The 20,296-nt window shown below is 46.4% G+C and carries 15 protein-coding genes; 13 read left to right on the top strand and 2 right to left on the bottom strand.

Annotated features, from left to right (window positions below; translation table 11 throughout):
• The first annotated feature begins 73 nt into the window (after positions 1 to 73).
• The 9 genes from ACMUEV_RS17720 to ACMUEV_RS17680 all read left to right on the top strand — a co-directional run bounded on the left by ACMUEV_RS17720 (position 74) and on the right by ACMUEV_RS17680 (position 12,074).
• Complete coding sequence (locus ACMUEV_RS17720) at positions 74 to 1,714, top strand: lasso peptide biosynthesis B2 protein (RefSeq protein ID WP_190649936.1); 1,641 nt, start codon at positions 74 to 76, stop codon at positions 1,712 to 1,714.
• A gap of 68 nt (positions 1,715 to 1,782) precedes the next feature.
• The gene (locus ACMUEV_RS17715; protein WP_190649933.1) at positions 1,783 to 2,100 is read left to right on the top strand and encodes a PqqD family protein; all 318 of its coding nucleotides are present in this window, start codon (positions 1,783 to 1,785) and stop codon (positions 2,098 to 2,100) included.
• A 3-nt stretch (positions 2,101 to 2,103) separates the two neighbouring features.
• Complete coding sequence (locus ACMUEV_RS17710; RefSeq protein WP_190649931.1) at positions 2,104 to 3,969, top strand: asparagine synthetase B family protein; 1,866 nt, start codon at positions 2,104 to 2,106, stop codon at positions 3,967 to 3,969.
• Positions 3,969 to 4,742: a class I SAM-dependent methyltransferase gene (locus ACMUEV_RS17705; protein WP_190649929.1), complete on the top strand. Its 774-nt coding sequence runs from the start codon at positions 3,969 to 3,971 to the stop codon at positions 4,740 to 4,742. The genes ACMUEV_RS17710 and ACMUEV_RS17705 overlap by 1 nt, the downstream gene beginning before the upstream one ends.
• A 205-nt stretch (positions 4,743 to 4,947) precedes the next feature.
• Positions 4,948 to 5,109 (top strand): hypothetical protein, encoded by a 162-nt coding sequence (locus ACMUEV_RS17700; protein ID WP_190649927.1) that lies wholly within the window; start codon positions 4,948 to 4,950, stop codon positions 5,107 to 5,109.
• A 142-nt stretch (positions 5,110 to 5,251) separates the two neighbouring features.
• Positions 5,252 to 6,133, top strand: coding sequence for a hypothetical protein (locus ACMUEV_RS17695; protein ID WP_190649925.1), 882 nt, complete (start codon positions 5,252 to 5,254; stop codon positions 6,131 to 6,133).
• Positions 6,130 to 7,251: a methyltransferase domain-containing protein gene (locus ACMUEV_RS17690; RefSeq protein WP_190649923.1), complete on the top strand. Its 1,122-nt coding sequence runs from the start codon at positions 6,130 to 6,132 to the stop codon at positions 7,249 to 7,251. The genes ACMUEV_RS17695 and ACMUEV_RS17690 overlap by 4 nt, the downstream gene beginning before the upstream one ends.
• Positions 7,252 to 7,254: 3 nt before the next feature.
• Positions 7,255 to 9,072 carry an ABC transporter ATP-binding protein gene (locus ACMUEV_RS17685; RefSeq protein ID WP_190649921.1) on the top strand — a complete coding sequence of 606 codons (1,818 nt, stop codon included), beginning with the start codon at positions 7,255 to 7,257 and terminating at the stop codon, positions 9,070 to 9,072.
• Between the two features lie 536 nt (positions 9,073 to 9,608).
• On the top strand, positions 9,609 to 12,074 hold the full coding sequence (locus ACMUEV_RS17680; protein ID WP_190649919.1) for a caspase family protein: 2,466 nt from the start codon (positions 9,609 to 9,611) through the stop codon (positions 12,072 to 12,074).
• Between the two features lie 262 nt (positions 12,075 to 12,336).
• Here ACMUEV_RS17680 and ACMUEV_RS17675 read toward each other — a convergent pair whose 3' ends face one another.
• A complete protein-coding gene (locus ACMUEV_RS17675) occupies positions 12,337 to 13,239 on the bottom strand; it encodes a c-type heme family protein (RefSeq protein ID WP_017287765.1) in 903 nt (300 codons plus the stop codon).
• A gap of 238 nt (positions 13,240 to 13,477) precedes the next feature.
• On the opposite strand from ACMUEV_RS17675, the gene ACMUEV_RS17670 reads away from it, so the two are divergent.
• The 3 genes from ACMUEV_RS17670 to ACMUEV_RS17660 all read left to right on the top strand — a co-directional run bounded on the left by ACMUEV_RS17670 (position 13,478) and on the right by ACMUEV_RS17660 (position 17,026).
• Positions 13,478 to 14,488 carry a phosphate/phosphite/phosphonate ABC transporter substrate-binding protein gene (locus ACMUEV_RS17670; RefSeq protein WP_017287766.1) on the top strand — a complete coding sequence of 337 codons (1,011 nt, stop codon included), beginning with the start codon at positions 13,478 to 13,480 and terminating at the stop codon, positions 14,486 to 14,488.
• Positions 14,489 to 14,630: 142 nt separating this feature from the next.
• On the top strand, positions 14,631 to 15,830 hold the full coding sequence (locus ACMUEV_RS17665; protein ID WP_190649917.1) for a sigma-70 family RNA polymerase sigma factor: 1,200 nt from the start codon (positions 14,631 to 14,633) through the stop codon (positions 15,828 to 15,830).
• Between the two features lie 38 nt (positions 15,831 to 15,868).
• Positions 15,869 to 17,026 carry a DUF1822 family protein gene (locus tag ACMUEV_RS17660; RefSeq protein WP_242044324.1) on the top strand — a complete coding sequence of 386 codons (1,158 nt, stop codon included), beginning with the start codon at positions 15,869 to 15,871 and terminating at the stop codon, positions 17,024 to 17,026.
• A 214-nt stretch (positions 17,027 to 17,240) separates the two neighbouring features.
• Here ACMUEV_RS17660 and miaA read toward each other — a convergent pair whose 3' ends face one another.
• Positions 17,241 to 18,227, bottom strand: coding sequence for a tRNA (adenosine(37)-N6)-dimethylallyltransferase MiaA (miaA, locus tag ACMUEV_RS17655; protein ID WP_199329407.1), 987 nt, complete (start codon positions 18,225 to 18,227; stop codon positions 17,241 to 17,243).
• Between the two features lie 125 nt (positions 18,228 to 18,352).
• Here miaA and gyrB point away from each other — a divergent pair, with 125 nt between their 5' ends.
• Complete coding sequence (gyrB, locus tag ACMUEV_RS17650; RefSeq protein ID WP_190649916.1) at positions 18,353 to 20,275, top strand: DNA topoisomerase (ATP-hydrolyzing) subunit B; 1,923 nt, start codon at positions 18,353 to 18,355, stop codon at positions 20,273 to 20,275.
• Positions 20,276 to 20,296: the final 21 nt, after the last annotated feature.

The following is a 20,296-nucleotide window of genomic DNA, read 5'->3' as shown; positions in this document are numbered from 1 at the left end:
AACATCGGTATGTCTACAGTTCAGATCAATGAAGATTGTTTATTCCTGCTCAGCCCTCTAGCATAAGCAATTTATGACATCTTTATCTCAAGACATTGTTGCCCCTTTGAGTTCTCAAGATGACCTTGAGCTAGCATTACTCCTATGCTGTGCCAGAACTCATCGCGATGCTACAACCGTGGCTCAGATTCATCAACTAGTACACCAGCCGATTCGATGGGAAAACCTCATTCCCCTAGCCGAGTGGCACAGTGTCCTGCCGCTGGTCTATCAAACCTTAAACACAGTCTGTCCAGAAAAGATTCCTCCTGAAATTTCTAAGCGGCTCCGGCAGTCCTTCTATGCAATCTCACTCAACAATCAACTGTTGATACAAACGCTGCTTATCCTATTAAAACAATTTGAGGATGCAGAGATTCCCGTTCTCGCTTTCAAGGGTCCATTGTTGGCGATTTCGTACTACGGCGACTTGAATTTAAGGCAATTTAACGATCTCGATCTGCTTGTTGCTCGAAATGATTTTGAACGTGCTCAAACCTTATTGCGGGAAAAAAATTACCAGCCTTATCAAGTATTAGGGTGGCAAACGGCTTTCGCTCATTCATCAAGTGGAGTAGGAATTGATCTCCACCGTGCCCTAACTCCACCCTATTTCAAATTCGATTTGCAGTTTGAAGAACTGCGATCGCGCCTTCAATCTTGTTCGTTCGACAATCAGCAGATCGACTGTCTCTCCCCGATTGATATGTTGCTCATCCTCTGTGTGAGCTTTTGCCGCGATCGCCATGAACAAAAATCTCGGCTCATTCAACTGTGCGATATCGCTCAACTGATTCAAGCTTATCCCAATCTCGACTGGCATCAGGTTCTCAACCAATCTCGTCGATTCGGCATCCTGCATATGGTTCTGGTGACACTAGCACTTGGACAGCAGCTTTTGCAGATTCCCTTACCGAAAATGATGCAAACTCAGATTCAACACAATTCAGAGATCGAGTCGTTGCTGCATCCACTTGCAACCAATCTACTTAAAACCAATTTACAGCCTCAGCTTCTACAGTTTGATTCAGAAACATTCTGCTTGGATCACACTTTCTATTTGGCGCTCAGAGAACGCTGGTCGGATAAAATCCCTTACTTTCTCAATTATGCTGCTCTGCCCGTTGATCATCCGCAACGCATCCAGTTACCCAAAGCATTCGATTATCTATACTTAATTCGCCGAACAATTGGACCGAAGACTAATCTATTTCGGCTGAAAGTATTGCTACACAAAGTAAAGCTTTTCTTGCGCCTTTCTCCACAAGACAGCATTCGTTTCATCTGTGCCTTAGCATTGTTCCCTTGCATCGCGATCGCACTACAGCATTGGAATATTGCACAGATTCAAGGTGTTCTCACTCGCTTATGCCGACCGCTCTCTCCTGCATCACCAGTTCAAGTAGAGCGAACAGTCAGATTAGTCGAAATTGCAGCACGGCAATACAGTTCTCGCTGGGCAAATTGCCTGAAGCGATCGCTAGTGCTCTGGTATCTGCTGCGCTGTCAAGGAATTGCGAGTGAACTCAGAATTGGGGTGCGCCGAGAGCAAGGGGAATTTCAAGCACATGCTTGGGTGGAATGTCAGGGCAAAATCCTGAATGATATCCCCGATGTTCACCAATCGTTTGCTGCCTTTGACTCGACACTTATGCATAAGCTCTCATCTGACTAATCTCCGGATTGGAATAAATTGCTGTGGATACAGCAAAGCACTATTAACAACTATCACTTCTCAAACCAATGCTTGAACATCCTCAAATCACCCTAACAGATTCACTTCTTAATCAGCAGAAATACCAGATTGCGGATGATGTACTCTATCGCCAAGTTGATACTGAAGCAATCCTGCTCAGCATTTCTGGTGGCGCTTACTATAGTTTGAATGAAACCAGTATTTACATCTGGGACGCGCTCAAAAATCAGCAGCCGCTCGCCTCTGCGGTAGACCGCATTCTGGATGAATACGACGTTGAGCGGACTCAAGTTCTCACGGATTTGCAACAAGTACTCCAAGACCTATCAGCTTATGGTCTGATTTCTCCCGTTAACCTAGAGTGAGCTATGAGCGGAATTTTAGGAATCTGGAATAGCCAGCAGCCTAGCCCTTGGGAAGCAATGCTGAGTGATTTAACCGTGTTGGGAAGAGATGGACAAGGCAGTTGGCATGATCCATCGATTGGACTCAGTTTAGGGCGATCGCAGTTATTTAATACACCAGAATCTTGCTTAGAAGCACCTGTTGTTGAGCAAGATGGCTGTGTACTCGTTTGGGATGGGCGACTTGACGATCGAGAGACGTTACTCGCAGGGCGTACTCAAGTCCCAGATGCTCAATTGATTATTGAAAGCTATCGACGCTGGGGAGTGGATAGTCTGCGCCATCTCGTGGGTGAGTTTGTATTCATCCTTTGGGATGCGAGCCAAGACCTATTATTCGTCGGCTGTGATCCTGTCGGCAATCGTACGATCGCGTATGTTTGGGATGGCAATACTTTATTGCTTTGCTCACGGGTTTTGACTTTATTGCTTCATCCGCAAGTGAGCCATGAATTCGATGAAGGTTACATGGCTCATACGATCTGCGATGCCTGGGCACATCCTGCCGAAATTACTCCATTTCGGGCAATTAAACGGCTCCGACCTGGATACGGCTTAATCCTCCAATCAGGACGACTTCAGCAGCGTCAACTTGCAAAATTAGCACCGACAAGCTACGACTTACGGGACTCACCGGAAACCTACTTCGAGAAGTTTTGGTATCTTCTCAATCAATCCGTTCGCGATCGCTTACGCAACTACCGTCCGGTATGTACGACCTTGAGCGGTGGGTTAGATTCTACAACGGTAACAGTTGCTCTCCTCAATCATCTCTCCAATCTTGAAGCATTCTCAGTCACTACAGAGCGTTATGCTGCAATTGATGAAAGCGAACCCATTCAAGCATTTCTGAATCGATATTCCCAAGTCAAATGGCATTCCATTAACTGTGATGATGCTTGGGTATTGAGTGAACCATGGGAACAATTGCCGCTGCCTGATGATCCGTTTACGAGTTGTGTTGTACCAATGCATTTACGGATGATGCAACAGGCTCAAAAATTGGGCTTTGGTCTGATATTTGATGGCGAGTGGGGCGATGAGTTTTGCTATATATTCTGGCGCGATCGCATTCAAGTGGGAGACTGGCAATTTCTGTGGCAACAGCTTAGAAGCCCAGGAAATCGTCGATCGTTTGTTTTGCAAGACCTCATTTTGCCCAATTGTCCAAAGCCCTGGCAAACTCAGTGGATGATGTCACGCCTGAAGCTCAGAAATCTTGCGCCGCAATGGATTCAATCCACCTATCTAGCACAGATACAACAGACTCAAGTTGTGGAACAGCTTGCGATGAAGTCTTTTGGATTAGATCGAGTTAAGGCTTTGAATCAAGAGATCGAAGATGCTAGTTTTGTTGGGACGATGCAAGTTCACCGATTGCTTCGATCTGCTCATCAATTAGAATATACTTCGCCACTACGCGATCAGCGCGTAGTTGAATTTGCAAATCGGTTACATCCTTCGCTACAACTGGATTCAAACTATCAAAAAGTCTTTTTGCGCCACGCAAACCGAACAACTTTACCAGATGCAGTTAGGTTACGTCCAAAAATCAACTACTTCGATCCATTGAAGTATGCTGGACTCGGTAGAGGAAGCCAAGCTCTTGAATTGCTAGAACAAGCAAAACAAAATTCCTATTTACAAGAAGCAATTGATTTCAAGCAACTAGAAAATTCGCTCTTGTCCTATCGGCAGTCATACGAGCAAGATTATCGACCAGACGAACCTTTCCACGATGGAATTGCGAATCAGTTGATCAGCACACTTGGATTAGCCAATTGGTTAACGCAGTTGGATAAAAAATATCTTGCTAGAAGGGTAATTTAATGATGATTAAAATTCATAAGCAAGCCTATCGTTATTTTTATCAATTGATTGACTTACTCACGGCTTGTTTTGTTGGCTTCTGGTTAGGAGTGCTCGATCGCAATTCGATGTATCAAATTGATCAACAGTTTTACGATAGCGAAGCCATCTATCGAGATGAAGAATATAATCAAAGCGGTTTTTGGGAGTGGGAATTCAAGGCGATCCAAACTCATTTTAAAACCTGTAAAACGATTCTGCTTGCAGGCGCAGGAGGAGGACGAGAAATCTTAGCCTTGCATGCCTTAGGATATGAAGTAGATGCATTTGAATGTAATCCTAATTTTGTCAAATTTGCAAATGAATTTCTTCAGGAAAAGCAGATCAATTGCACAGTTCAAATCGCGGTGAGAGACACTTGCCCGGTTTACGAAGAAATATACGACGGACTAATTGTTGGTTGGGGAGCTTATACCTTAATTCAAGGGCGGCAAACTCGGATTGATTTTCTAAAACAAATGCGAGATCGTGTTAAGAGCGGATCGCCAATTCTCTTATCATTTCTGTACGCTTATAAGCCTGCAAAATATTACAAGATGATTAGTACGATCGCGAATCTTATTCGAGCAATACGATGGCAATCTAAAACCGAAATCGGCGACTTTATACTTCCAGAAAACTTTGTCCATTACTTCTCGAAAGAACAGATTTCCTCCGAATTAAAGGAAGCAGGATTTAGACTTGAGTTCTATTCAGAACTCAACTACGGACATGCAGTCGGAATCGCCGAATGATTGAAAAAAAATCAATCGATTACTCCTAATAATGTATGAATTGATGTTAGAAGAATTTTCTATCAGCTCCTTTAAAACTGATTTTCAAACTCCTCATTTTTTCTCATACATTTACTGAAACTTTATCTTTAAACTAATCGATTGAAACTAGTATATATACAGGGTGCGCTTCGTAATTTATAAGACCATAAGGAGGTCAACCACAATGAAGAAGACATACCTATCAATGCAGGTTTCGCAGCTAGGAAGTCTCGCAGAGCTTACCCAACAAGCGCAAGGGAATCCTAAATCAGGTCCATTTCAAGATGGAATTAACATGAGAGTCACCAATCCAGGTGGTTTTGATGGCAGCGAAAATATCCCCTAAACATTGATGTGATGAATGCTGTTATATTTTGGCCACTTAGTAGTTTTCATGTGCTAAGTTCAGCAACTTAACAGTTGGTTCATTCATCAAGGGAGCATTCCAGCTTGTGGAATGCTCCTAGCAAGTTCATCAGGATTGACCCATGAAATTTCAGAGCATTCTGCAGGCTGCTACCGACGAACTCAGACATATCTCAAACACTCAACTAACCTTAGAGTTAGTTGCCGAACTTCCCTTAAACTCAGTAGCAGGCTCTATATATAAGAATAGCTCTGCACAAAATACTTCACATCATTACTGGATTCCTTGGACAGAAGAGATGGGTGCATGGATTGATGCCAATGGTCATCATGCAATCCTCGTCGTGGTTGAATCAGCCCCAATCGAGAACATTCAAGGCTCTCCCGTATTGTGTTTTGCTGCTCATATTGCTGCTACTTGTTTAGGGTTACAGGGACAAATCGCACTTCATGCAAATGTTGTCGCTTTAGATGGAGTCGCGATCGCGTTTGCAGGATGTTCTGGAAAGGGGAAATCGACCTTAACTACATATTGTGTAAGCCGTGGTGCAAGCTTTGTCACCGATGATGTTTTAGTCGTCAATGACCAAGGGCAAGTTCGCCCTGGAAGTCCTCGGATTAAGCTGTTTCCTCATACGGGAGAACGCTTTGGATTAGACGCTTCCGAAACAACAACCTACAAAATTCATTATGCAATAGAACAATTGGGGATCACTCCTCAGAACCAATCTTTCCCATTGGGTACCATTTACCTACTCGAAGAAAGCGATCGCATCTATACTGAGCAGCTTTCACCTAGTCAAGCCCTACTCGATCTCCTGATTCATAGTTATCACGTGACCGAAATCATGCCCGATCAGCCGAGCTTGTTTTATGCCTACACCAATTTAGTGGCACAAGTCCCCGTCAAAAAACTGTTCTACCCACGATCATTCGAGAGCCTACCCAAGCTCTACGACTTCTTGCAAACCGAAACGCATTCTTTTACTCCTCAACTTCTATGAGCTATCTTCTTCTACAGGGGCAGCAGGTGATGACCCTTGATGCTAGACGCAATGCAGCTTATCTTCAGGCGATGCAAGCAGTCATCACCCCAGACAGTGTGGTGCTAGATTTAGGAGCAGGTCTAGGAATTTTTGGACTGCTGGCAGCTCAACTGGGCGCAAAACGAGTTTACATGGTCGAGCCAGAAGACATTATCAGCTTGACACAGCAGATTGTGAAAGCGAATGGATACAGCGATCGCATTCAATGTTTACAAGGCAAAATCGAAGAAGTGACGATCCCTGAGCCTGTTGATGTGATTATTTCAGTCTTTACAGGGAACTTTTTACTCTCAGAAGATCTCCTACCTTCGCTATTCTACGCCCGCGATCGCTACCTTAAGCCAGGTGGCGCGCTCATTCCCTCAGCGGCAGTCATGGAGACGGTTCCTGCCTCTGTCCCTGCTTTCTATGAACGAGAGATTGCAGTGTGGTCAAATCCACATCTGGATTTAGATCATAGTCCAGTTCGTTCCTATGTGAGCCAAGCTATGTTCTTTGCACGTCAAGACCTTGGACAGGCTCAATATCTGGCAGAACCCGAAAAAGTCATGGCATTAGATTTCTATCAAGCCACTGATACGAATTGTCGTGCAGAGATACACCATACCATCACTCAAGCAGGCATCTGTCACGGTTGGATCGGTTGGTTCAAAATGCTGCTTGGAGATCAGTGGCTTTCGACTGCGCCGCACGAACCTCCGCTGCACTGGTCATCTGCATTCATGCCGATCGATCCACCTGTTGCTTTTGAAGTAGGTGAGACTGTTACTTTCAAATTACAACGCCCGCCTTATGGGGACTGGATTTGGCAATTTAAGAGCCAGCAGACACAGCAACAGCGATCGACATTCTTCTCTGTGCCCAACACCCTAAAAACCCTGCAAAAGATGGCTCCTGCTTATCAGCCTAATCTAAATACCAAAGGCAAAGCCGTGCATTATATTTTGGCTCATGCCGATGGAACTCACTCTGTACAAGAACTCGCACAGCAACTCGTTTCGCTGTTTCCAGATACATTTGCGACAGATCAGAAAGCCACAAAATTTATTCAAACGCTCGTCAGTTGGTTGGCATAACGAATGTTGTCTCTCCGTTATTTGATTCGCAAACTTCAGGGTGCAAGCCATTTGCTTCCTGCACTGCGCTTTGTTTGGAAAGGTTCGCCACGATGGACTTTAGCCCATGTGTCGCTAATTTTCATTCAAGGGCTTTTGCCGATCGCATTACTCTATCTAACCAAACTCATTATTGATATCGTTACAAGTAGTATTGCGCTGCCTGATAAAACATTGCTGTTTCAGCGTTTACTTGTCTTACTTGGATTGATGGGTGCTGTTACCGTCATCGCTGCGATTCTCGCTGCTTTAGCCGAGCTAGTTAACAGTGCCCAGACTCAACAAGTCACTGATTATATGCAAGGCATTGTTCATGCCAAGTCACTAGAAATTGACCTAGAATACTACGAAAATCCAGACTATCACAATAGCCTACAACGTGCTCAACAAGAAGCTTTTTACCGTCCTAATCAAATCTTGGAGCACTTGATCCAGCTTGGTCAAACAATGATCACGTTAGTGCTGATGGTCGGCTTACTCGTTGCGCTACATTGGGGAATTGCAGGCATTCTCTTTGCGGCTTCGGTTCCATCCATTCTCGTTCGTTTGAAGTACGCCTCTATCCTACATGCTTGGCAACGTCGTCGAACTGAGATGCAGCGACAAGGAGAATACTTAAGCTGGTTACTCACAGGGGATTGGTTTGCAAAAGAGCTACGCCTCTTCGATCTCGGCAACCTTTTTAGTCAACGCTTTCAGCGGATTCGCAAGCAGTTGTATCAAGAAACTTTGCAGATTGGAACTCAGCGCGCGATCGCGAATGTTCTTGCCCAAAGCCTCTCTGCTCTGCTCCTTTTTTCTGCTTACAGTTTTGTGGTCTATCAAGCGTTTCAGGGTCAACTACAAATCGGAGATTTAGTCCTTTACCATGCTGCACTCCAACAAGGACAAGCTGCTTTGAAAGGGTTACTTGGAAGTTTGTCTGCACTCTACGAAGACAATCTCTTCCTGAGCAATCTTTATGAATTTCTAGAACTCCAGCCAAAAATCGCCGCACCCCTTCATCCTAAACCGCTCCCTCGACCGATGCGATCGGGGATTGTATTCGATCGCGTGAGCTTTCAATATAGCAATACGCCCCGTTGGGCATTGAAAGACGTTAGCCTGACAATTCGCCCTGGTGAGGTCATTGCTCTCGTCGGCGAAAATGGTTCTGGAAAAACAACTCTGATTAAACTGCTCTGTCGGCTATATGAACCTACACAAGGCAAGATTACCCTCGATGGCGTTGCCTTAGAGCAATATGATCTCGTAGACTTGCGCCGACAGATTAGTGTAGTTTTTCAGGACTATGTGAAGTACTATTTCACAGCTTGGGAAAACATTTGGTTCGGCAATATCGAACTTCCACCTGGGGCAGAAACGGTGATGCAAGCTGCTAAACAATCGGGAGCCGATGCGGTGATTCAAACATTACCCCAAGGCTATGACACGATGCTCGGAAAATTATTTGAACAAGGCGAAGAGTTAAGCATTGGACAATGGCAAAAAGTTGCGCTGGCGAGAGCGTTTTTGCGCCAGTCCCAGTTAGTTGTCTTAGATGAGCCGACCAGTGCAATGGATCCGAAAGCAGAATATGAAGTTTTTCAGCAGTTTCGGCAACTGATTCAGAATCAATCTGCCATTTTGATCAGCCATCGATTGTCTACGGTTAAGATGGCTGACCGAATTTATGTCGTCGATCGAGGAACGATCGTGGAACAAGGCACGCATACTGAATTAATGCAGTTAAACGGCAGATATGCTCATTTATTTGAAACTCAGGCTCAGAACTATCGCTAGGAATTCTTGAGCACTGTAGAGATATCAATGCTTTATCTCAGTCAGCAACATCTTCACCAACTCTGATTTTCTAGAAAATCCCAAAGTGGCTGTTTTGTAAAACAAGTTGAATCTGGCGAGCGCAGAAATCAAAATCCCCTCCAAATTATTCAGATTCGCAAGTTTCTCTACAAGTTCGGATTCGATTTCCTCAATCGAATCCGAAGCCGTTTATCAAAGTGGCGGGGCGGCTCCTGAGAAAACTGCGTTCCAAGAATTCTTATGAAGCGATCGCTGCTCCGGATCTTCTCGGCTTGGGAGAGCGATTCTTTAAACTGCATAAGCGAGCAGGCTTGAACATATTAATTAATATCAGCCACAATCTGCGGAAGATTGGGTGTTGCAGTTCACATTAGGTAGCAAAAAATGCGAACTAACCCCCTACGGTTGCTGTATCTATCGAGAGTACGTTGTAATCTTGATAGGGAGTATCGTCACATTTTCCGCGTTTTATGACAGAACGGACACATTCGTGTTGTTTCGCTTGAGGTCAAGAAATGCCCCCAGTCGGTGTTGGTGCGAGTCGATTTGCTTCCGCCTTAGAAACAGGTGAAGCAAAACTCTGGGTAATGATGCTTGGGATCAATGATTACCAAGATGCAACATTGCCAAAGTTACGCTATGCCGCTTTTGACTGTCAAGGGTTGAGCCAAGCACTCGCTGAAGCAACGCAAGCATTTCCGCAGAAAGAATTTTTTATTCATCACGATCTGACTCCAGACAAACCGACGCTACAAGCAATTCAGGCGAGCTTAGACCGCATTGTTGCCTCGGCAAAAACGCAAGATACAGTTTTATTCTATTTTTCTGGGCATGGTGTTCTAGAACCCGAGAGCCAGCAAACCGTGTTATGTCTTGCGGACACACAAAAACAGCATCTACTCAAGACTGGACTATGTTTTCAAAATCTATTAGCGACTTTGGGCAACTGTGCGGCTCATAGTCAACTGATTTGGCTCGACGCTTGTCACAGCGGCAATATTTCCCTATCTGGTGCGCGTGGACACTTCTCTGAACCTGCTCTGCTCAATCCAACGCCGCAACTTTTAGAAATGCTGCGCCAAAGAGCAGCAAAGAGTCGCGGATTTTATGCCTTGCTTTCGTGCGATCAAGGACAGCAATCTTGGGAGTTTCCCGATTTGGGTCATGGTGTATTTAGTTACTACTTAATGCGCGGATTGCGCGGAGAAGCGGCGGGAGCTTATGGCATTATCGATGCAGATGCTCTTTATCGTTATGTGTATCATCAAACACTTCAGTACATTGAGCAAACGAATCAGCAGTTGCGGTTAATCAATCAACAGAAACGCAATAAAGGCGAAACAGATTTACATCCAGAGTATTCCTTGCAAACACCGAAGCGGATTGTTGAGGGGATCGGAGAGACAATTTTAGGACTTAAACCAACTCACACTGAAGTAGTGCAACAACGACAAGCTTTGATTGTGGACGGGCTGATTCATCATACAGTCAGTCCTGCCGTATCGGACGTTCTGCGTCAGGATGGTAATTTTGACCTAACTTACTTCCCCCAGCCCAGTGATGCTTGGTCGAATGTTCGATCTGAGATTGCAACATTTCTTCAGCAAGACATGACTGTGCCGGAACAGAGATCGTCCGGGTCGATTCAAACCGTGGCAACGCGATTATTGTATTTGCGAGGACGGATTGAATCTTCAGAGGATGGCGATTCCTGGTTATTTTTGGGAGATGGGGCTTGGCTGAGTCGAACTTGGCTGCGGCAAGAACTTCGGCGATCGCGCACGGCTCAGCAAATTGTCATTCTCGATTGTCCGGGCGCAACTTCTTTAGAAGATTGGGTCGAGGATCTGAAGTTTTCGTCGGATCATGGTCAGTGCATTCTTGCCTGTGCTTCGCCTCAAGATGAACCAGAATTGTTTGCTCAAGTCTTGCTCGAAGCATTGATTGCGGCTCCGGCTCAAACAGGGTTGTCGATGGCAGGATTGCTGGCAAAGCTGCAAACGAACTTAGATGGTTTGGGATTGACGTGCTACCTTTGGCTGTCTGGGACGCAGGGATTGATTGAAATGCTGCCTCCAGTCCTAGAGACGCAAACCGTTCAATCGGTTCAGTCAGACACTTCGCATGATTCGCAAGCGGCGAGTACTGAAATTCCGTTGAATGAATTCATCGCTCGGATTAAGCCCTTGTTGTTGAAATTAGTCGGGCCGATCGCGCCGAGTTTAATCGAGCAGGCAGCAGAACCGCTGCAAGAAAGCAGTCCTCAACTTTTGATTCGCGCCTTGTCTGCACTGATCCCCGCCAAGCATCGCACATATTTTGAACAAGAGGCAGGATCGTTGATCCAAGTTCCTGCTCAGCCTGAAAATATCAGTGAAGCAAGAGCGATCGCTTTACCGATCCCCGAGCAAATTCAGCCACAAACTCATCCATCTATCCAGCAAAGCGTACCCCCTCAGCAACGCGACCAATTTGTCGATCAAACGGCTCCCCGTCTCACCGCAGAACAGCTTGCAAGCATTGAGCAATTTCTGATTGAACTTGTAGGACCGATCGCACCCATGCTCTTAGGGCAACTCTCTCCCGCAGCTTGTGATCCGATAGTCATGCAGGAAGAGTTAGCCGTGCATCTATCACCTGTGCAGCAGACAAAATTAGCGCAGCGCATTACTGCACTGATGCAGTTGCCTCCGAAACCACAGAGTCCTCGCTTGAGTACGGCAAAAGGGTATGGAGTTGCTGTCCGAGAGCCACAGCAGACTCAAGAAGCGCTGAGCGATCGCTTAGTCAACGCTCAACTGATTCAGGTCTGTGAGCAAGAACTGACCTGTTTGATTGGGCCGATCGCGAAGTTTATTGTGACAACGAAACGAGATTTAGAGAATCAGGTGTCTCTGACCACGTTTGTGGAGGAGTTGATCACAGAGATTCCTGATCGTCAGAAAGCAGACGAGTTTCGGCGGAAGATATTGAGAAATTAAGAGATTAGAATCGGCGCGAATTCGATTCGTCGATCGCTCATATGTTAATTAAACATCTCGGCGAACTTAGGTTCATTGAGGCTGTATGAATTGGGTCTCGACTTCGCCCCAACCTTCGAAAAATCCTCAATTTTGAGCGGTTCGCGAAGCGCATCTGAGCAGGTGAATGAAAAGTTTTCGCTGATACGCGTTCACCCGCCCTGACTTCTACAGGAACGGGTGAACGCGATAAACAACAGGATTTTATTGAATCGTAAATCCTTTACTTGCGCTTGTTCAGCAAGTTCATTGAAATCTCCAGGCTCGACTTCATCCGATTAAAAGCTGCGGCCAACGCTCCAATCTCATCTTGAGTATCTTGCTCAAACTCCATATCCATTTGCCCCATACTGACTGCTTCCGCAGCATTCGAGATCCGACGAATCGGACGAATCACCGATCGTCTGAGCAAGGTGTTAATTAACAGCGCGAGCGCAATGAAGACTGCCGTTAAAATTGCCATCACGGTTAAGAGCGATCGCCAAGCGTTATTAATCACTTCACCTGCTGGTACAGCAATAATCTGAGTTGCAACAATCTCATTGAGATTCCAACCAAATCCACCCGCATCGCCATAGGTTGCAATTTGACTTTTCGGTGCTTTATCCGGGGTCGAATGGCACTCCAAACAGCTTTGCTTACTCACACTTAACGGACGAGCAATATAGTAAACCTGCCCACCCGGTAAATCGCGAAACCCAGAGATTTCCTTAGTGTTAGGTTCTTTTTGAAACCGCTCGACTAAAGAAGCCTCAAATACATCTGCCTTATCTCGCGGGTTAGTTGGATTCAGAGTGGCTTCTTTGTAAAAGAAATCTTTGTACTCGTTATTTTCGCGAAACCGCTGAAAGACTTCGTTTGCAGAGTAAGCAGGAACCGTTTCAGCAATAAAAGTCGGCTCTGTCTCTAAGCGCGATTTGAGCAACGGCTGAATCTTAGTACTCGTATAATCACGCACTGAGTTCATGGATTGAATCAGAATCAAAGCTTTCGTCGTCACTTCTCCCCTAGCTCGATTTTCGAGCACCTGCGATAGTGCCAAACTACTCAACAGCAATCCAATTAAAAATGCGGCTGCTAACAAGACATTAAATTTAGCGCCAAGCTTTAGTTTCTTTAAAATCATGACTCAGACAACCTCGCGGGGATCAAGAAACATCAACAAATAGATGCTCATTCAGGCAGGGAAAAGGAGATCGAATCAATCTGTATGCTCTTCTTAAAAGTAGCGAATTTTGGGTCTTTTCCTATCAAAGCGCTACAAACAGTTACGGTTCACAAAACGTTAGGTAGTATTCCGAGCAAAACAAGACGAGCATCCGGCAGTATGAAACAATAACTAGCATTCATAAATTCATTCAGCAATGGATAGCAGAACCTCCCGGCGCTCATTTCTAATTCTGTTATTTCTATCGGGATGTGGCATCGGTTCACGTTCAGTTCAAGCAATTCAACTCACCATTGGAACGGTTAGCTACGGAGCCGCCAATTCTGGCAATCAGTACGATCGCTTTAAACAATATCTGGCTGAGAAACTGCAAGCGGTCATCCAATTTGAGCCTGCTTTTAATGAACGCAAAGCCTTAGAGCGCATCAAAGCACAAGCTTGGTCAATCGTGTTTGCACCTCCTGGACTTGCCGCGATCGCGATGTCACAATATCAATACACGCCGCTGTTTCCCTTAGTCGGGGTGAACAATCTGCGCTCGGTTCTGGTCGTTCCCAAAGAGAGTCCTATTTCAGACTTGCAAGCCTTATCAGGTAAAAGGTTAGCAATCGGACAACCTGGATCAGCGACAGGCTATTACTTTCCCATTTTTAATCTCTATGGTTTGACGCTCAAAGAGCTTCTGGTGACATCCACTCCCAAAGCAGTCTTAGAAGCGATCGCACAAGGAACAGCAGATGCGGGAGCGCTGTCCCTTGAAGAATTCAATCTTTACAAATCGCAACTTAGCTCAGCAGAGTTTCGCATTTTGTACAACGACCCGCACAAAGTTCCAGCGGGAGTCGTGCTAGTTAGTCCGAGTGTCGATCGCACACTGCTAGAATCGATTCGCAAAGTTCTGGGAGATACGCCTTCAGTCGTTGCCCAAGAAGCAGGATTTGTTCCGACGGGAACTGTTCCGGACTACAAATATATGATTTCGGTCGTCGATCGTGTGCGTGCAATTTTTCCGGCAGATCGCGCTGAAGGTGCAGCTTTACTCGCCCAAAAACCCGTTCGACTGTTTACAGATGGACAGCCAGCAGCGCCTCAAGCTGCTTCACCTGCTCCTGCTTCGCCCACTGCTTCGCCTGCGTCAGAATCTCCTGCATCAACACCTGATGCTTCACCGACCGCAAGCTCTTCTCCTGCTCCTGGCTCACCTTGAGCGATCGCCAATCATTCATCACCCACCTCCAAAAATTGCTTCTAGTCATTCTTACGACGGGGTGAAGAAGAATATGCAGTTCTGGTGCTTTTTCTAGAAAATGGATATAGTTTGAAGACTAGCTCTCGCTCAATCTGAACTCATGCGATCGCGACAAAGTATTCTTGAAATCTTTTCCACGTTTCTACAGTTTGAGAGCGATTCAGCGACTCGATGGGTTTCAGATGCTCGCCTGCGTCGGAGTATGCAACGCTGTCTTGAAGAATCCGATGAACAAGACCTTTCCGAAATGGTTTGGTCGCTATATTGGCATCGGCTCTGGCAAGCCGACAGTCATCCTCTCGCAGTCGCTCATTTATCTGCTTATTTGCAAGAAGTCTGCTTTTGGTCAGCTCGAAAGCTGGCATTGAATATCGGCAGCAGTCAGTCGCTTGCGGATTTCTTTCAAATCGCGATCGTCAAAATTCACCGTGTCCTGCAAGGGTTCAATCCTCAACACAGTTCAGGTCTGAAACGCTACGCAAGCCTAGCGTTTAGCAATGTGATTAAAGATACATTGCGCCTGCGCCAAGAAGTCGATATCTGCACCGATTGGGCACTCATGCACAAACTCAGCCACAAACGATTTGTCGAATCGTTGCAGAATTTTGGGCTAGATGCTTCTGCGATCGCAGAACGAGTGTTCGCTTGGCAATGTTTCAAAATCATCTACGCACCTGCTCAAGGCAAAGGCTTACGAAAATTAGCAAAACCTGACCTTTCGACCCTGCAAGCGATCGTCGATCTTTATAATCGCGATCGCGTTGCCACGTTAGGCGCAACTGCCCAACCTTGCAATCCAGTTTTATTAGAGCAATGGCTGACCACTTGCGGCAAGGCAGCGAGATCGTATCTCTACCCGTCCTTGATTTCGGCAGACACACCGCAGCCGGGAGCCGAGAATACGGAGATGTTAGACAATTTTGAATCGACCTTTCAGGAGTCAAATCTCAGCCAAATTATTGAAGCAGAAGAGGAAGATCAGCGGAAACAAACGCGATCGCAGTTGAATGCGACTCTTTTGAAAGCCCTCGTCAAACTGGATTTACCCGCGCAACGGTTGCTGCAAATGTACTACGGTAAAGGTATGACGCAGCAAGAAATTGCGAAAGAATTAGACACAAAACAATACACAGTTTCGCGACGATTAACCAATCTCAAGCAAACCCTGTTACAAATTCTTGCAGAATGGAGTCAGACAACCCTGCATCAAACTCTCAACTCGAACGTAGTGTCTAATATGAGTACGATTTTGGAGGAATGGCTGAAACTGCACTACAGTCATCCAGACCTGCCCTCCTAAATATCGAGCGATATTTAGCGCGTTCTGAGGCAAGTCCTATGTCTTATCCTGGTACATCACCCATTATGATCGCTGACACCCCGCAACTTCAATTAGAAATTCCGAGCGATGCGTTGTCCCAGGTTTGGCAGCAACAAGCATTTACGACGGATGGAATTCATTGGCAAGCGGCACTCAATCAAGCGAGTCTCAAAACGCTCTTGCCCTGGGTACAAAGTTTTGCGCCGAATGCGCGAATTTGGGCAAATTCAGCCGCGCTTTCTAGTTTTTGGGAAGTGGTGAACGGCGGAGCGATCGAGTTTGAGAATCAGCGTTTAGTGGTAATTCCAACTGCTGCGATCGACGATCGCGAACTGCGAGTGCCCCAAGAATGGGTGGATCTTCCCAGTTGGGCAGGGGATTATTATCTATCGGTTGCCGTCAATTTAGAAGACGATGAAATTCAGGTTTTGGGATACACCACCCATCAAATGCTCAAGCAGCGCGCTCAGTATGATCCTCTTGATCGAACATATTCGCTCGATGAAGCCGATCTGATTCCTGATACGAATGTGCTGTGGATTACGCGACGGCTTTGTCCGGATGAAGTTTTGCGATCGCAGCTTGCGCCTTTACCTGCGCTTTCCCTTCAGCAAGCTGAAAATCTACTTGCTCGGTTGGGAACTACGGATGTGGTTGTGCCGCGTTTAGCGATACCCTTTCAGCAGTGGGGCGCATTACTGGAGCATGGCGGTTGGCGGCAACGTCTGTATCAACGACGCTTAGGTCTACCCGAACAATGGTCAGTACAACAATGGCTTCAGAGCGGCATTTCCACGCTAGCAGAACAATTCGGCTGGGGAGCAACAGAGATGCAGTCAAATCTGGCTTGGGCGCGTGGGTCTGAGATTAGCTCACAAAAGGCATTGTTACGCCATTTGTCGATCGCTGGAAAACCTTATGAGTTGAGAGTGTTTCAAAAGAGCGATGATGTCTGGCGCTTTGAGCTACAAAGTACTTCTGGAGCATTAATTCCAGGTGGCTTTAAGCTGCGATTGCTTCTAGAAGATTTGATGCCGTTTGAAAATAACGAAGATGTCGCCATGAATGCGATCGAGTGTCTTTATCTAGAAGTGCGGCTTAGCCCTGGCGATACTTTAGTCTGGGAAACAGAACCCTTGCCAGAGAACTACGATCGCGAAATTCTTTGCTTTTAGAGGGTCTTTGAAATGTATCAACAGTTGCTCGCTCCGTTCTAGCTCGCCCCGGAATGAATTCGGGGCTAACCGTGCGAAGTCCTTTGAAAAGGACTGAAGACCCCATTCTTATTAGCTTTTAGTCCCTTTAGTGGACTTTGTTCAACTAGCCCGGATTTTCAATCACGGGCGGGTGAAGGCGATGAACAATACCTTTTAAACATCCTCTTAGTCCTCATCCAGGCAGCGATCGCGCTTCTGCTAAAAACACCTGAATCCGATCCCAAACTCGATCGACTAAATTTCCTGCATCCGCATCAAACCATTCCAGTTCCGGGACGGCTCGGAACCAAGTTCTTTGCCGCTTTGCAAACTGCCGCGTGTGCAGCACCGTCAATCGTTCCGCCTCTTGCAGAGAAAATTCTCCTCTCAAGTACTGCCGCATCTCTGCATAACCCAATGTATTCAACAGTGGCAGATCCTCGCCATACTTCTGGCACAGTCGTTCTACTTCTTCGACAAATCCCATTTCAATCATTTGTCCTGCCCGTTTCGCAATCCGCTGCTCCAACTGATCCGACTCCAATCCAATCTGCAAAATCGGATAATTCGGCGGATTCTCCCCTTGCTGTTCAGAAATCGGGTGACCCGTTACATAAAAAACTTCCAACGCTCTCAACGTTCGCACCTGATCATTCGCATGAATCCGCTCTGCCGCAGCCGAGTCTACTTGTTGCAGCATTGCATAAAGCGTCTTCTGCCCGAGTGTTTCCAACTGCGATCGCAATTCCAACTGAGGCGCAACTCGCGGAATCTTCATCCCACGCGTGATCGCTTTAATGTAGAGTCCAGTTCCACCAACCAGGAAAAGGTGGGGAGTAGCCACTCCCCACTCTCCACTCTCCACTCTCTCAATCAACCCATTCGCCCGCTCCTGATAATCCGCCACCGTCAACGTCTCCGTCGGCTCGCAAATATCAATCAAAAAATGCGGCACTTGATTTAACTCTCGCTGAGTCGGTTTTGCCGTTCCGATGGTAAACTCTCGATACACTTGGCGCGAATCGGCACTCAAGATGATAGACTGCGAGCGTTTTGCAAGCTTGATCGCTAAACCTGATTTGCCACTTGCCGTCGCGCCAGCGATTATAATAAGTACAGGTGTATTGCTTAATCTTTTTTGATCGTTTTGCGATTTATAAGCCAAAATAGACCGATCCATCCTACTTTCAAAATTCATCAGAGACTGTCCTAAAACCGCTCATAAGCCATTTGTGCTATAATTTTGGTGAAATTTGTCTCTCTCTTACTGATTTCGCTCCTTATTGCCCTAAAAGAACGCTTCCTATGACGACAAACTACGATGCGCAGCAGATTCAAGTCCTTGAAGGTCTTGAAGCCGTAAGAAAACGCCCCGGCATGTATATCGGCAGTACTGGACCTCGCGGACTGCACCATCTTGTTTACGAGGTTGTCGATAACTCCGTCGATGAAGCACTTGCGGGCTACTGTAAAGCGATCGATATTTCAATTAACGCCGATGGTTCTGTCACCGTAACCGATGACGGACGCGGCATTCCCACTGGAATTCATCCTAAAACCGGGAAGTCAGCACTGGAAACCGTGATGACGATTCTACACGCTGGCGGTAAGTTTGGCGGCGGTGGATACAAAGTCTCTGGCGGTCTGCACGGGGTTGGGATTTCAGTTGTCAACGCACTCTCCGAATGGGTCGAAGTCACCGTCTGGCGCGAGAAGAAAGTTCACCTGCAACGATTTGAGCGGGGAATTGCGATGGGGGAATTGCAAGTCGAGCCTTATCCTCAAGCGAGAACCGGAACATCCGTCACCTTTCTGCCCGATGCTTCGATCTTCACGGAAACCACGAAGTTCGACTACACTACCCTCTCTGGACGATTGCGGGAGCTTGCTTATCTTAATGGTGGGGTTCGGATCAAATTCGCCGATCACCGAGAAGGCTCTGAACGAGAAGATGTCTACTTCTACGAAGGCGGAATTCGTGAGTACATCTCTTACATGAACCGCGAAAAGCAACCGCTGCATGAAGAAGTCATCTTTGTTAGTGGGGAACGCAACGGCATTCAAGTTGAAGTGGCGCTGCAATGGTGTTCCGATGCCTACAACGACAATATTATTGGCTTTGCGAATAACATTCGTACCGTCGATGGTGGAACGCATTTAGAAGGCTTGAAAGCAGTTCTGACTCGCACCCTGAATACGATCGCGCGCAAGCGGAACAAGATTAAAGAAAACGAATCGAATCTTGCCGGGGAAAACATCCGAGAAGGCTTAACGGCTGTGATTTCGGTGAAGGTTCCTGATCCTGAATTTGAAGGTCAAACCAAGACGAAATTAGGCAATACCGAAGTTCGAGGAATTGTTGATTCGCTGGTCGGTGAAGTGCTGACTGAGTATCTAGAATTCCGTCCGAACGTTTCGGATGCGATTATTGAGAAAGCAGTTCAGGCGTTCAAAGCAGCAGAAGCGGCTCGACATGCACGAGAAATGGTGCGCCGCAAGTCGGTTCTCGAATCTTCTACTCTGCCTGGGAAACTCGCAGATTGTGCATCTCGCGATCCAAGCGAATCAGAGATTTACATTGTGGAAGGGGATTCTGCGGGCGGTTCTGCAAAACAAGGACGCGATCGCCGATTCCAAGCGATTCTGCCGTTGCGCGGTAAGATTCTCAACATCGAGAAAACCGATGACTCGAAGATCTACAAGAATACTGAAATTCAAGCTTTGATTACTGCCTTGGGCTTGGGTATCAAAGGCGAAGAATTCGATGTGTCGCAGCTTCGCTACCACCGCATCATCATCATGACGGACGCAGACGTAGATGGCGCACATATTCGTACCTTACTCCTGACCTTCTTCTATCGCTATCAACGGATGATGGTCGATCAAGGCTATGTGTATATTGCTTGTCCTCCATTGTTCAAAGTCGAACGCGGGCGCAATCACTACTATTGCTACAGTGAGCGAGAACTGCAAGAACGCTTGTCTACCTTCCCAGACAATGCGAGCTACAACATTCAGCGCTTCAAAGGGTTGGGTGAAATGATGCCGCAGCAGCTATGGGATACAACGATGAATCCTGAAACTCGGACACTCAAACGAGTTGAAATCGAAGATGCAGCAGAAGCCGATCGCGTCTTTACTGTCTTGATGGGCGATCGCGTCGCACCCCGTCGCGAATTCATCGAGACTTATGGCTCGAAGATGAATTTAGCAGACCTCGATATCTAATTGGTTTGCTATTTCAATTGT

It is taken from the genome of Leptolyngbya sp. FACHB-1624, assembly GCF_047649235.1.
Taxonomy (GTDB): domain Bacteria; phylum Cyanobacteriota; class Cyanobacteriia; order Leptolyngbyales; family Leptolyngbyaceae; genus Leptolyngbya; species Leptolyngbya boryana.
The sequence above is the reverse complement of the archived record's forward strand: the minus strand, read 5'-3'. Positions and strand labels throughout refer to the sequence as shown.